General features: G+C 61.3%; 11 protein-coding genes. 7 read left to right on the plus strand and 4 right to left on the minus strand.

What is annotated here, in order from left to right:
• A partial coding sequence (locus QN370_RS18125) for a hypothetical protein (protein WP_323581761.1) occupies positions 1-355 on the plus strand: 355 nt, incomplete at its 5' end.
• Positions 356-543: 188 nt separating this feature from the next.
• On the opposite strand, the gene QN370_RS18130 is transcribed toward QN370_RS18125, so the two are convergent.
• The 3 genes from QN370_RS18130 to QN370_RS18140 are packed head-to-tail and all read right to left on the minus strand — an operon-like array spanning position 544 to position 2,537.
• Positions 544-1,044, minus strand: a complete 501-nt coding sequence (locus QN370_RS18130; RefSeq protein ID WP_322128419.1) for a hypothetical protein — start codon at positions 1,042-1,044, stop codon at positions 544-546.
• A complete protein-coding gene (locus QN370_RS18135; protein ID WP_322128418.1) occupies positions 1,041-2,174 on the minus strand; it encodes an MGDG synthase family glycosyltransferase in 1,134 nt (377 codons plus the stop codon). Before QN370_RS18135 ends, QN370_RS18130 begins: the two co-directional genes overlap by 4 nt.
• 3 nt (positions 2,175-2,177) lie before the next feature.
• Positions 2,178-2,537 (minus strand): hypothetical protein, encoded by a 360-nt coding sequence (locus QN370_RS18140; RefSeq protein ID WP_322128417.1) that lies wholly within the window; start codon positions 2,535-2,537, stop codon positions 2,178-2,180.
• 95 nt (positions 2,538-2,632) lie between these two features.
• Between QN370_RS18140 and QN370_RS18145 the strand changes: the two genes are divergently transcribed.
• The gene (locus tag QN370_RS18145; protein ID WP_322128416.1) at positions 2,633-3,277 is read left to right on the plus strand and encodes a response regulator transcription factor; all 645 of its coding nucleotides are present in this window, start codon (positions 2,633-2,635) and stop codon (positions 3,275-3,277) included.
• A gap of 2 nt (positions 3,278-3,279) precedes the next feature.
• On the opposite strand, the gene QN370_RS18150 is transcribed toward QN370_RS18145, so the two are convergent.
• Positions 3,280-4,410 carry a PHB depolymerase family esterase gene (locus tag QN370_RS18150; RefSeq protein WP_322128415.1) on the minus strand — a complete coding sequence of 377 codons (1,131 nt, stop codon included), beginning with the start codon at positions 4,408-4,410 and terminating at the stop codon, positions 3,280-3,282.
• 322 nt (positions 4,411-4,732) lie between these two features.
• On the opposite strand from QN370_RS18150, the gene QN370_RS18155 reads away from it, so the two are divergent.
• The 5 genes from QN370_RS18155 (at position 4,733) to QN370_RS18175 (ending at position 14,332) form a co-directional block, all read left to right on the plus strand.
• Positions 4,733-6,160 (plus strand): cytochrome c peroxidase, encoded by a 1,428-nt coding sequence (locus tag QN370_RS18155; protein WP_322128414.1) that lies wholly within the window; start codon positions 4,733-4,735, stop codon positions 6,158-6,160.
• Positions 6,161-6,205: 45 nt separating this feature from the next.
• Complete coding sequence (locus QN370_RS18160) at positions 6,206-6,364, plus strand: hypothetical protein (protein WP_323581762.1); 159 nt, start codon at positions 6,206-6,208, stop codon at positions 6,362-6,364.
• 353 nt (positions 6,365-6,717) lie between these two features.
• Positions 6,718-8,181 (plus strand): aKG-HExxH-type peptide beta-hydroxylase, encoded by a 1,464-nt coding sequence (locus QN370_RS18165; RefSeq protein WP_322128412.1) that lies wholly within the window; start codon positions 6,718-6,720, stop codon positions 8,179-8,181.
• 396 nt (positions 8,182-8,577) lie between these two features.
• Positions 8,578-10,392, plus strand: a complete 1,815-nt coding sequence (locus QN370_RS18170; protein WP_322128411.1) for an autotransporter assembly complex family protein — start codon at positions 8,578-8,580, stop codon at positions 10,390-10,392.
• 4 nt (positions 10,393-10,396) lie between these two features.
• Positions 10,397-14,332 carry a translocation/assembly module TamB domain-containing protein gene (locus QN370_RS18175; protein WP_322128410.1) on the plus strand — a complete coding sequence of 1,312 codons (3,936 nt, stop codon included), beginning with the start codon at positions 10,397-10,399 and terminating at the stop codon, positions 14,330-14,332.
• The last annotated feature ends 2 nt before the right edge of the window (positions 14,333-14,334 follow it).

The raw sequence follows: 14,334 nt of genomic DNA on the forward strand, positions 1-14,334 counted from the left end.
GGCTGCCCTTCGGGTTCCCAAAAACGGTAGTCAGTCAAGGGGAGGGTCGCAAACTCGCTTCGCTCAGACATGCGCCCTTCTTATCCCTTGCCTGACTACCGTTTTTGGCAGCTGCTTCAATGCGGAACAGGTCAACTGCCACTGCCACTTCAACACCAACACCAACACCAACACCAAGGGACCAGCTCCGGTTCGTTTTTCCTGCGGTCACAAACCCCGATCGGTAGCAACCAGGGTCAGTGTTTTTTTCGCGGGCTTTATCGCGAAAATTACACTGACCCTGCTTGCGGATTCAGAGTGCTTGCCATCCAATTTCCGCGTTGCGGTTGTTTGGATGGGTGCGGTTCCGCCATGACCAGGCATTTGCCGTTTCAGCTACCGCAAACAGCGCATTGCACCGAATGCACTGACTGCGTTAGCGGAGCCTATCCATGTCCCGTGTTACGCAAACGCGGAGCGGTGCAAAAAATAAGCGCCTGCGTTGCGCGTGGTGCAATGCCCTTCGGTTATTGCACCCTACGATTTGCCGGGCGACTTCGCCGATCACTCCCGCCGCTGATAAGACAATCGCAAAAACACCAGCGCGAGCACTGAAAAAATCCAGTAGTCCACCGGCGCGCCCATGGCCCAGTGCTTGTGCCAGGTGACGTTGACCGGATCGAATCGGGCCAGGCCAAAGGCCGGGTTGAGGACGAACCAGAGGAAGTCTTCGCTGATCCAGAACAGCATGACGCACGCCGCCACGCGTGCTTCGGCGCGCCAGGACCAGTGGGCGACGAACAGGAGCGGGAAGTGGAAGAACAGGATGATGAACGGGAATACCCAGGCGTGATAGCCGGTCATGGCCCGTCCGCCCCAGAACAGATCCAGCAGCCAGTGGTGTTCGATACGCCAGGTTGGCAAGTTGATGCCCCAGCCGGCGCCCCCTTCGATCTGGATTTCGGTTTGGGCAAAAAATAGTGCCAGCAGGAACACCCAGAGAACGGTCAGAACAATGTGCAGCGGACGGCTGGTCAGGTGGGTCAGGCGGGTGATGCGGCTCATTGGACTTGTTCCAGTACGGTGTGGAGGACAGCGCGGGCGGCGTCGGGACGACCGAGCGCGCGTGCCTTGGCGGCCATGTCGGCCAGTTTGTCGGGATGGGTCATCAAATAATCAATCCGGTAATCCAGCGTCACCGCATCGATGGCTTTCAATGCGACGCCCTGTTCCAGCAGGAAGTCGGCATTGCGTTCTTCCTGTCCGGGGATCGGGGCATTGACGATCATCGGCAAGCCCATCGCCAGGCATTCCGAGGTAGTCAGTCCGCCAGGTTTGGTGATGGCCAGATCAGCGCAGGCCATCAACAGTTCAACGTTATCGGTGTAGCCCAGTGCCAGCAGCCGCTGCGGATAATGGATGGCCAATGCCTGCAACGCCTGCAAGGCCGGCAGGTTTTTGCCAGCCATGACGATGAGCTGAAAATCGTAGGGCAGCGCCAGCAGGCGCAGGGCGACTGCATCGAGCTTGCCCAGTCCGGCACCGCCTCCCATGAGCAAGATGATGCGACGTTGCGGGTCGAGACCGAAGTGCGCTGCGCATTCGGCGCGCGTGCCGGTCGAGCGAAAGGCTGGCATCACCGGAATCCCGGTGACATGAATGCTGGCCGGGGCGATGCCAAGCGCCGCCATGCGAAAGGCGACTTCGTCGGTGGCGGCAAAGTAGCCGGTGATGTGCTCGTGCACCCACATCCGGTGCAGATCGAAGTCGGTGACCTGAATCCACACGGGGCAGGTCACGCTGCCGTTACGGCGTAGTCGTGCCAGCAGTTCGGCTGGCAGAAAGTGGGTACAGACGATGGCATCCGGTTGCCAGGCCGCGATTTCCCGGCGCAAGCTGTGGGTGCTCATGCGTTCGATGGCGCGACGGATTTTTTGCAGCGAGCCATCGGGCTGGGCGTCATTGGTGAGCTGGTACAGATAGCCCCACAGTGCTGGGTGCCGGTCGACCAGCTTGATGTAAAAATCGGTATAGACCTTGCGGAATGCGGTCGAGACAAACTGCATCGCATCGAGATGACGGACGCTGACCGGCACCTCTTCCAGTGCGGCCTGCGCACGCAGTGCTTCGGCAGCGCGCAGGTGGCCAGAGCCGGCCGAGACGCTGAGCAATAAAATACGTTTGGGCGCAACCATGCGCTACAGGATGTCGTCGTTGGAGGCGCTCAGGTCGCCGAGATCGCCAAACAGCGAGAGTCGGGTTTCCTTGCGGTCCAGTACCTTGCGCTGGGCTTTTTCGGGCAGGTCGGTGAGCATGATCACGTGCTTCTGGATCAGCACGTCGACCAGATCCTCGACGACGCGGATCATGGCATTATCAAGCGTGGCCAGCGTGGCAAGCGCGTCGCGCGTGTCGGTTGCCACTGACGTCGCGCCGTCGATGGCCAGGAAAGCGAGCACGTCGGGATGGTCGGAAAAAAGCCGTTCGGACTCGGCGGCAGGAGCATCGCGAAACAAGGCGATCACGCTGCCGTCGCTGTCGCGTTGAATATAGGGCATGGCAAGCCGTTCAGGTGGGTTGGTCGAAATGACAATGGCAATTCCAAAAGCAGTGTGTTAAAAAAGTCCACTTGTGTTTTCAGAGATCGCTGTCCATGCTTTTGTTGCTCTCGAACTGCGCCGACATCATAGCCAAGTTTCATGACATCCTGATTGAAAAAGGTCCGTTGATGCAACGTGATTGCGTACAGGCTGTATGGCCTTTTCTGGCCAGTGCCGAGCCGGCGTTGCTGCTGATCGATCTTGATCTGCCAGCGCTGGATGTGGCGGCCACGCTGGCCGAACTGCGCCACCGCGCGCCGGCCTGCAAGGTTCTGGTGCTTCACGAGGAGTTTTCGACGCAGGCCGAACTGGCACTGCTTGGTGCCGGCGTGGTGGGTTGCTGCAGCGCCGGACTGGCGCGCGAGACCGTACTGCGCATCGTTGAGGTCGTGCAGGATGGCGGTGTCTGGATTTCGCAGGCGGTGATGCCGCTGCTGCTGCGTCAGATGCAGGCACGCGGAACGCTGTTGGCACCGGTAGCGGTAGAGACGGCGGCATCACCGAACCTGCGACTGCAACTGCTCACGCCCCGTGAACGGCAAATCGCCAGTCTGGTGGGCGGCGGTGCCAGTAACAAGCTCATTGCACGCGAATTGCAGATCACCGACCGGACCGTGAAGGCCCATCTCGGAGCGATTTTTCAGAAGCTTGGTTTGCCGGACCGGTTGCGACTCGCGTTGTTCGTGACCGGGAAATAACCTCATACCTCCAGCGGCAAGCGCCGGTGCGGCGCAAAGAAGGTCCACATCATCCGGCTCGCATCCGGTCCTTTGCTTTCGTTGAATGGCAACGCCGGATCGCCGCCGCTCCATGCATGCTTGAGCTGATGGATTTCACACAGCCGCAACACGTTTTTTTTGCCGATCCGGTAATCGAGGACATCGACACCGTGGGCGGCATGGGCGCTGCGTCCGGCAGCACGGTAGACGCGTTGTTGCCGGTGTTCGGCCGTCAGGCTGTTGAGTTCGCAGAACTGCTGCTCTAGCTGATGAAAATTAATCGTTCGCACCACGTCGTCGCGCTGGCCATGGATCAGGATCGCCGGCATGGTCGGGAACGGACCCGGGCTGGCATCCGTGACCGCCCGGATCGCCGACCCCACCCGTTGCAGGCCGCCGCGCTGCATCACTCCGTACGCACCAAGCGGCGTGCTGGCAGCACCAAATACCGGTGCCGAATGCATGCCGACTGCGGCGACCAGTTCCGGATGGCGCAGCGCCAGGATATGCGCCATCGCTGCACCGGCGGACAGCCCGGCCACATACACGCGCTGCGGATCGAACCCCTGCCGTGCCACAACCCGCCGGATAATTGCCGCGATCAACAAGATTTCGCCCTCGCCGGCCTGGACTTCGCTGCGAAACCACGGCCAGCATCGGTTGCGCTGGGCGCGTGTTGATTGCTGCGGATAGAGCACGCCAAACCCCTTGCTGGCAGCCAGCGCATTCATGCGTGTGCCTTGCGCAAAATCGACCGCACCCTGTTCGCAGCCATGCAGCATCACCACCAGCGGCAGCGTCGCGTCAGCCTGCATGCCGGCAGGCCGATAGAGCCAGTACTCCATGCGTTTGCCGGCGACGATGCCGCTGGCGACATCATCGATGCCGGCAATGAAGGTCGAGCGGCCCCAGATGCCACCGCCCGGCGGGCGCAGGGCGGAGGGTTTGCCAGCGGCTTTGCCAGCGGATTTTCCCAATGATTTTTTGATCGCGGTTGCTGCCGGGATGACGACATCGAGCAAGGTCTTGACGATCTTGCGGGTTTGCTTGCGCTGGAGGCTGCCGAGCTTGCGAGTGCTGCCCAGCCAGAGACTTCTGAAAATATTCACCATAGGTAATCCGGAATAAGGAGCGCTCGAACGGGCGCTGCATTGAGAAGGAGTGCGAGGGTCTGCCGCCTTGCTATGGCTTGAGCCTAAAGAATAGGGGCCAGTTGTTCAGTTTGATAGCGCACTTAGGAGGGATGTTATCTGTGTTGAGCACTGTCGCCTGATCGCAACCAATAGTTATTTTTATGAAAATACAACGAAGCAATTTGTTCCTCATGGGTTAACGTTGCCGAAGGGAATTCGACCTTGCCAAAAATGCCTCTGGCAGGTGGTGAGCGCGGGCTCCGGGTCCGTTTGTCAACGCTCTCATGTAAAAGGTCGGTCAATGAAAAACAACATCAGATTCACATTTTTTGCTGCAGTTGTCATTTCGTTGGCGATAGGCGGCGAAGCGGTTGCGGCAGACTATCTCCTCACTCCGAGTGAGGAAGATCACAAGTGGTTGCTGCCAGCAAGCCCGGTCGCACCAGCGGACAACCAGTTGACGCCGGCGCGTGCCGAACTGGGCAAGGCACTATTTTTCGACCCGCGCCTGTCGTCGGATGGCAACCTGTCCTGTGCCAGTTGTCATAACCCGATGTTGGGCTGGTCGGATGGCTTGCCGACAGCCAAGGGCAACAAGAGCAACAAGAGCAACAAGAGCAAGGTGCCCGGTCGCGCCACCCCGACCATCATCAATACCGCGTACAACACGCTGCAGATGTGGGATGGTCGCAAGTCCTCGCTGGAAGACCAGGCGATCGGTCCGATGGAATCGATGGACGAAATGGCGATGGATCTGACGGCGCTGTTCAAGTGGCTCAATGCCGAACCAACTTACAAGGAAATGTTCGCGCAAGCATATCCCGGCGAGGCTATCGACCGCACAACGGTAGCCAAGGGTATTGCCTCGTTCGAACGCACCGTTATCAGCAGTAATTCGGCGTTTGATCTGTGGTTGCGCGGCGACGAGCTGGCCATGACGCGTCAGCAAATCATCGGTTTTCGTCTGTTCAGCGATGCCGGTAAGGGCAATTGCATCGCCTGTCATCAGGCTCCGAACTTTACCGATGGTGGCTTTCATAACATCGGCCTGGCCTCGAACGATAGGGTGAATCCGGATGTCGGCCGCTATGCGATCAAGCCGGTGGCAGCGTTGAAGGGCGCGTTCAAGACGCCGACGTTGCGCGATATCAGCCTGACCGCGCCTTATTTTCATGATGGCTCGGCGCGCACTTTGGTCGATGTGGTGACGCATTACAACCTCGGTGGAGTGAGCAAGACTAACCTGTCACCAAATATGAAGCCGCTGGCATTGAGCCCGGAAGAAGTCAGTGCGATCGTCGCCTTCATGCAAGCGCTGACTACCCCGGTACAGCCATTTACGCTACCGATCCTCCCGTCGGGCGATGCCGGAAAGGGCAATTGCATCGCCTGCCATCAGGCCCCGAACGTTACCGATGGTGGCTTTCATCACATTGGCCTGGCTTCGAACGTGAGGGTGAATCCGGATGTCGGCCGCTATGCGCTCAAACCCCTGGCGACGTTGCGCGATATCAGCCTGACTGCGCCCTATTTTCATGATGGCTCGGCGCGCACTTTGGTCGACGTGGTGACGCATTACAACCTCGGTGGAGTGAGCAAGTCCAGCTTGTCACCAAATATGAAGCCGCTGGCATCGAGCCCGGAAGAAGCCAGTGCGATCGTCGCTTTCATACAGAAGCTGACTACCCCGGCGCAACCATTCGTGCTGCCGCAACTGCCGTCCAATTAACAGGGCCGGTCAGCTTCCGAGGTCGCCGACAAATGAGGAATTGCGGTGATGGAAGTGGTGCAGGACGCTGCCGCAGAAGCGCGGGCCTTGCAGGAACAGGCGCGCAGCCAGGAACAACTGGTGAGTGTCTTTCAGCTCGGCCCGGGTGCGGCTCCGGCTAGCAAGCAGCGCGCCTTGCGTTGCAACGATAGCGTCAACAGTTGACGCGTGGTTGGTTGATCATTCTCAACGCGCGGGGAGGTGCCCGTATCTAAGATGGTTCGTCGACTTGTCTGCAACCCGCATGGGCACGATGGGATGTTGTATCCAGTGCGCGGGTGCCACGGCAAGTCACGTTCCTTAACTTTTTTACGAGGTACTTAATGCCTATCGATCCCCCCAAGGTCACATGCGAGTAACGGATGGCCATTTTCCGAGATGGTGCGACGCTGACCAGGCGCACTGCAGGGTGCCGGGCATTGACAGGTACTGCGGCGAGCCAGGCAGGGCACGGTATCGGCGGCGGGTCCGATCGACCGGTGTGAACAGCGCAAGGCGGGAGTCGTGGGAGACGTTGCATGGATACGCAATCGGCAAGCAAGGAAGCGGAAAGCGCACGTGTTCCTGCAGGTAATGAATGTCGCGGCGTAGCGCAGGCGTCTGCCGCCATTGTTCATGGCGATGATCACCGTGCGCCTGCGACCATGGCTGCAGGCCGAGATGGCGACGACAGCGTCCCCGCTTTTGCCTGCGCTTGTACCTACGCTTGTACCTCCGCTCCTGCCCTCGGTCGCATCGGCGACCCCGTTGATGTCACCGCAGCCTGTCGCGATCTGGTCCGGCGTTGCGCCATGAGCAACTGGGTACACCAGTTCAGTTTTCCTTGTGCCGAACCGTCTGAATCCGTATTCGAACCCATCGTGACCTCGTACGGAGTCGCCGTCGCGAACTGTTTGCTGGAGCGTCATGCCGACGATATCGCTCGCGCCAGCGACGGGCTGGTTGAATTCATCCGCCGCTGGACGGTCGCGCCGCCGGTCTCGACAACCGCCTGGGATATCGCCTTCGGACGGGCACATCTAATCATCCAGAAGGGACGGCACGATGCTGCGGGAGCGCTTGATGCCGCAGTCCGGGTCGGCTTGCGTCTGGCTGCTGGCGGACAATCCGGACGCTGGAGCGCGCAGTTGGCACCGACATCGATCCAGCTTGATGACCGGGTCGTCGACGCCGTCGAGCAGATCGAGGTGCATGTCGATGAGGTCAGCTGGGACGCCGGTACACGTCTCTGCCTGCGTCTGGCGGACGGCAGTGCGCTGCTCTGGCGGCGCGATGGCAACCAGTGGGCCGGGGCGGGAGGAAGCCGGCTGGCATCGGTCGGCAGCACGCGACCGATTTACCTGCTGCCCCGGCAAGCCTGGCCCGCCGATGAAAATGGTGGCGACGTTTTTCGCACATGCCAGCCGGTTGACCATATCAGTCCTTCGATGGCGCAGTCGTTCGAGGACGGCTTGTCGGTGCTGCAGAAAAATGTGCCCGATTACTTGCCATGGGTCGAACGGGTGCTCAATGGCATCGTTGTCTGTCCGGTGGAAGCGCAACGCCGGCTTGTCAGCGGAAGCTGGGAAGACGTTCCCGGCTTTGTCTGCATATCGAGTCCGCATGGCGGCATCGACATCGCCGAGACCCTTGTTCATGCGTGCGCGCATCAATACTTTTACATGCTGCAGCGTGTCGGTGCAGTCGATGATGCGTCCGATCGCACGCTGTACTGGTCACCACCGATCGGCAAAAAGCACCCGCTGAGCCGGATCCTGATGGCGTATCACGCGCTGGCCAACGTGCAGTTGCTGTATGACGCCGTGCGCCGCAACACGGCCAATCCTCCGCAGGACCTCCGTTACGTCGCGAACAACGAGCCCGGCTTGCAAGCCGCGATCCGTGCGCTCGATACGCCGTTGCGCGATAACCCGGCGTTGACGACCTTGGGGCGGGCGCTGTACGCACCGCTGGCCGCGCGTCTTGCCGCTCTGTCACACTGAACGGAGCGTTGCAGATCACTTCTGACTCATTGATGACCCGCAACGCCGCATTGAATTCGAGCCAGGCGACCACGGCGTGCATGCCGGCGCGGACCGTGCTCTCGACGCTGATCTTGCCTTGGTGCTTTTGAAGGATGCCGTAGGCCATCGACAAGCCCAGTCCGGTTCCCTTGTCGATTGCCTGCGTCGCATTGATGATCCCGGTCATGATCACCCGGTTGAGCTGCGACGGCGGGCTTTTGATGTCGGGCACATCGCCGGTCTTGTGTTTGACTTCAGTGCTGACGATGCTGGGGGTCGAATCAATGTCGCGGTAGAGGTTGGTCCGCTACCGATTCCTGTCATTGTCGACCCATCAGGCATTCTCAAAACTGCCGACAGGCGTTAGCCACTACAATGTGGCCCATGATTTTTCGCGCCAGATTGTCTCCTTCCTTCCGTTTTCCAGCCATTCTGCGGCACGCACGCCTGCGTGCCGGCGGTGTGGTTGCGCTTGTGCTGTTGCTGGCAAGCGTGGCGGCGTCGGCTCAGACCGGCGGTTATACGGTTGAGGTGAGTGGCGCTGGTGAACTGACTGGTTTGCTCGATGATTTTCTTGAGGTTCGTCGCCGCGCAGCCGATCCGGCCATCGATGCCGATGAATTAACGCGTCTGGCGACCGCTGCGCCGGCCCAGGTCCGTGAATTACTCGCCACCGAAGGGTATTTTTCGCCGATGGTGACGCAGGAAGTGCTGACCGGTGGTGAGCGGCCACGGGTGCGACTGACCGTTGATCCCGGCACGGTCACGCGGATTGGTTCCGTCGAGGTGCGCTTTGCCGGGGCGATTGCACAGGGTGACGGCAACGATGCTGCGCGCATGGCGCGCTTGCGCCGGCAATGGCAGCTGGCCAGCGGTGCCGTGTTTCGCCAGGAAGGCTGGGATGAGGCCAAATCCGCGTTGCTCAAAGACCTGCTCGCGCGCGATTACCCGGCCGCCCGCATTGCGCAGAGCGCGGCAGTCATCGATCCGGTTGGCCATCTCGCCGCATTGACCATTGATGTCGATTCCGGCCCGACGTTCACCTTCGGTGCGTTGCAGGTGCGAGGCTTGAACCGCTATCCGCAGAGCCGGATAGACCGGCTCAATCCCGTCGTGCCGGGCGAACGCTATTCCCAGGATCGGCTCAATGAATTACAGGCGCGCTTGCAGGACAGTGGCTATTTCAAGTCGGTCATTGCCACCATTGATGCCGATCCGGCGCAACCGAATGCGGTGCCGGTGCATGTCGACGTCAATGAAAACGAACGACGCCGTCTGCAACTCGGTGGTGGTTTCTCGACTGATACCGGGCCACGCCTACAAGCCAAGCTCCTTGACCGTAATTTTTTATCGCGTGACTGGCGCCTCGATTCGGAATTGCGTATCGATCGTGGCACGCCGCTGCTGGCAGCCGAAGTGACGCTGCCCGCTCTGGAGAACAACTGGACGCCGAGCGTGGCCGGGCGATTCGAGCGCACGGATATTTCCGGCGAAGTCAGCGACAAGGTGCGTAACGATGCGCGTCTGACCAGCCCGGATCGCAACAACGAGCGGGTGGTCGGCGTGTCGTTCCTGGCGGAACGCCAGCGCATCAATGACGCCGACGCCAATAACCGGCATGCACTAATCGCCACCCATACCTATACACGCCGCCGGGTTGACAACCTGCTTGATCCGCGACGCGGTTACGTTGCGGCGCTTGAACTCGGACTCGGCGTGCGCGGCGTGCTGACCGAGCAAAGCCTGGCCCGCGTGGTCGGGCGCGTGACCTGGCTGGAACCCTGGACCAGGAACTGGACGACCGTGCTGCGCGCGCAGGTCGGGCAAGTGTTCGGTGCCAGTCGGCAGACCGTGCCGGGCGACCTGCTGTTTCGCACCGGTGGTGACCAGACCGTGCGCGGCTATGGTTACAACAGCCTCGGCGTGGCAGAAAATAATGCGATCGTGGGCGGGCGCGTGCTGGCCGTGTTCAGTGCCGAACTGGTCTATCAGTTCACGCCGCAATGGGGCGCGGCCGTGTTTAACGATGCCGGTAACGCTGCTGATACCTGGCGCGACCTGAAACTGGTCATGGGTACCGGTGTCGGCGCACGCTGGCGCAGTCCGATCGGTCCGGTCAATCTTGACCTGGCGTTTGCTCATGAGACGCGCCAGCCGCGTCTGCACTTTTCCATTGGCTATGGATTCTGATTCCGTGAAACCCGTCGTACTACCTGCACCCACGCCGACGCTGCGCCGGTTTCTGGTCGTTGTCGCTACGCTGCTGTTGCTGGCAGCGGCCTTGCTGGTGGGACTGCTTGGCACCGAAACCGGTGCGCGCCTGATGCTGACGCGCCTGTTGCCGGTGCCCGGGTTGCAGGTCGATGGCGTGCGAGGCCGCTTGGTCGGCCCCTTGCGTATTGCGCACCTGCGCTTTGACGACGCCAGTCAGATCGTCGCGCTCGATGACGTGCAGTTGGACTGGCGACCGGGTGCGCTGTTCAATGGTCGGCTGCATATCACGACGCTGCGCGTGGCCCGTCTGCAAGTGACCAGCCAACTCGATCAGCCGGTCAAACCGCTGATCTTGCCGGCGCGGATTGCCTTGCCGTTCGACTTGCAGGTCGATCAGGTCCGGGTGGATGGCGGCGAAGTGCGCAAGGGAACGGTTAGTCTGGTCACGCTGGGCAGTTTCGGCTTCAAGCTCGATTTCGATGGGGCGCGTTACCTGCTGCAGCTTGACAATCTGCTCGCCAGGTCAGGCGCAGGCAGTAACGCTGTCAGCGGTAATTTCAGTGGACAGGCCTCCCTGTCGGCGGTCAGTCCGTATGCGCTGGAAGCCAGTGTGACCAGCGGCGCACAGACCCAGTTGCAACAGCAGACGATCGGTGCCAGCGGCGAGCTCAAGCTGACCGGCTCGCTGGCCGAACTGATTGCCACCATTGATCTGACAATCAACAAGGCGCGCGTGACGGGCGACACGGTGCTGCGGCCTTTTGCGGCGCAGCCACTGGGTCGCACCCGGTTGATGGCGCGTGCGCTGGACCTCGCGACGTTGCAGCCCTCCTTGCCGATGACGTCACTCGATGTAACGCTCATCGCGCAGGAAACCGGCAGCGGCCAGCTCACGCTGACCAATGCCGAGGCCGGCACCCTGGATGCGCAACGCGTGCCATTGCAATCGCTGGAGATGGATTTCACGCAGCGCGCTGGTCGCCTCGATGTGGGCCGCATCACGGCGGCGCTGGGATCGCAGCGCGAGCCTGCCGGCAGGATGAGTGGTAACGGAAAATTCGAGCAGGGGGCGCTGACACTGGCGCTGGTCATTGATGCCCTGGATGCACAACGGCTAGACAAACGCCTTAACGCGACGAAGCTCAATGGCCACTTTGGCATGCTCGCGGAAAATGGCAAACAGTCGCTGACACTGGACCTGAACCAGGCGGTCGGGCGCAACCAGTTAATGCTGTCGGCGCAGGCGACGTTGGCTGGATCGGCGCTGACGCTGGACCGCGCTGCGTTACGGCTAGCCGATGGACGGCTGGACGCCAGCGGAAAGTTGATGCTCGATGGGTCGCAGGCGTTTGCTTTCGACGGCAAACTGGCGCGTTTGCGCCTTCAAGACCTCGGCACTTTTGCCTCTGTGCCGGCCCTGGAGCTGACTGGCGAATTCGCGGTGGCCGGGGCGCTGGTGCCGCAGCGGACGGCGGATGTGCGCTTTCGGCTGGTTGATAGCCGGATCGCGGGTCAACCGTTGCGTGGCGAGGGCGAGGCCAGTTTGCGTGCCGAGTCGCTCAGGGTGCCGAACTTGTTGCTGGTGGCGGGTGACAACCGCTTGAGCATGCAGGGCGAACTGACGCAGGCGCAATCGACGCTGGCGTTCAAGCTCGATGCACCAACGCTTGCACAGCTGGGTCCGGCTTTCGGCGGGGCGATGAAGGCAAGTGGCACCGTGCGCGGCAACCTGCGCAAGCCGGCCGTGATCGCTGACTGGACAGCAACCGATGTGCGTTTGCCCGGTGCCTTGCAGATCGCCAGTCTGCAAGGCAAGGCTGACGTTCGGATTGATCGGCAGCAAGCGTTTTCGCTCGATCACGCCTTGGTCGAGGTCGAGGCCCGCGGCCTCAAGAATGCCTCGCAGCAACTTGACAGCCTGACGGCGCGGCTTGATTTTTCGACGCAGCAGCAAGCTCCGCTGGCACTGTCGATCGCGGGAAATGGCTTGCGCGCCAGCGCTATCGTGGTTGAGCAGTTTGCGCTGACGGTCAGTGGCACGAACGCGCAGCACGTGCTGACGGCAAGTCTTGACGAGCCGTCGCAACGCTGGCGTCTTGGTGCAACGGGTGGCCTGGCGGTTCTGGGGCCGGATGCGCGGTGGCAAGGTCGCATTGATACGCTCGATGGCAGCGGCAAAACCAGTCTGAAGCTGCTGGCACCGGCACCGCTGTCGGTGTCCCGACAGCGCCTGGCACTGGATGATTTCCGGCTGCAAACGGATAACGCGACGCTGACGGTCGAGCAATTGCTGAGCGACGACAAGGGCATCTCGACACGCGGACGCTTCGCCCGTCTCGATGTGGCGGCGCTGCTGGCGGCACTCAAGCTGACGCCACCGGTGGCGACCGATCTGAAGCTGGGCGGCAGCTGGAACCTGCAGATGGCCGACGCCCTCAGCGGCCGCCTTCAGATCCAGCGCGAACAGGGTGACGTGACGGTGCGTGGCAGCAAACCGGTGGCGCTGGGATTAACGCGGCTTGAAGCCGTGCTGGACGCCGTCGATGGACGGCTCGATGCAAGGGTGGCGATTGAGGGAGCGCAACTCGGCCAGATTGCCGTGTCGGGCAGGACGACGACCGGTCGCGGTGAGGCGCGCTTCACGTTGCCACCCGATGCGGCGCTTGATGCGTCGGTCAAGCTGACGATCCCGGCGCTGAACTGGGTCGGTCCGCTGGCGATGGCCGGGTTGGTCACCGAAGGCCAGCTGCAAAGCGCCATCACCATTCGCGGTAGCGTGGCGCAGCCGCGTTTCGGCGGCAATATTGCTGCCAGCGATCTGCGCGTATTGCTGGCAGAGCAGGGTATCGATTTGCGCAAAGGCGTGCTCGACAGTAGCTTCGAAGGTGAGCGCCTGCTGGTACGCAAGCTGCATTTTGAAAGCGGTAGCGGCACGCTTGAAGCAAGCGGTCCGATCAACCTGACGAGCGGTTTGCCGGAGGCGCAAATCAGTCTGAAAGCCGATCATTTTCCGGTGCTTAATCGAAGCGACCGCAAGCTGGTTCTGAGCGGTCAAAGCGACATCGGCTGGCGCGATCAGCGCGCGACGATCAGCGGGGCCTTCAAGGTGGATTCAGGTAGCTTCGATCTCGGGCGCGCGGATGCACCGGAGTTGTCGAGCGATGTGGTGGTGCTTGGCAGCACGCCAAAAACCGGGCAACGGGTGGCAGCAACAATCGATGTGGGTATTGACCTTGGCACGGGCGTGGCGCTGAGCGGACGTGGTTTCGATGGACTGCTCAATGGCGACCTGCGGCTGGTCAGCGCCAGCGGCGAACCGTTGAGCGCGCAGGGTACGCTCAACATCGTGCGCGGTACGTATAGTGCTTACGGGCGCAAGCTGGCGATCGAGCAGGGTGTGTTGCGCTTCAACGGTCCACTCAACAATCCTTCACTCGATATGTTGGCGATGCGTCGCGGTGCCGAAGTCGAGGCCGGTGTCGCCGTGCGTGGGACGGTGCTGGTGCCGCGTGTCACGCTGGTGTCCGAACCGACCGTGTCTGATGCCGAGAAACTGTCATGGCTGGTACTTGGACGGGCTCTGGCGGGTGCCGGCAGCGGGGATGCCGGGGCGCTGCAAGCCGCGGCGGCGTCGCTGTTGTCGCAGGGAGCCGCAGCTGGAGTGGAGTCGCAGCTCGCTTCGTCGTTCGGGCTGGAAAATTTTAGCGTGGGCAAAAGTAACGATGGATTGCAGCAGCGTATCGTTACTGTCGGCAAGCAGATTTCGGCGCGCCTGTATGTCAGCTATGAGCAGGGGCTGGAAAATACCAGCAGCGTGCTGCATTTCAAGTACACGCTCACGCCCAAACTGACGGTGGAAGCCGAAGCGGGAGCGCGTAGCGCCTTGTCACTGTTCTACAACCTGGTGTTTGACTGACC

It is taken from the genome of Actimicrobium sp. CCI2.3, assembly GCF_035019065.1.
Lineage (GTDB): Bacteria > Pseudomonadota > Gammaproteobacteria > Burkholderiales > Burkholderiaceae_D > Actimicrobium.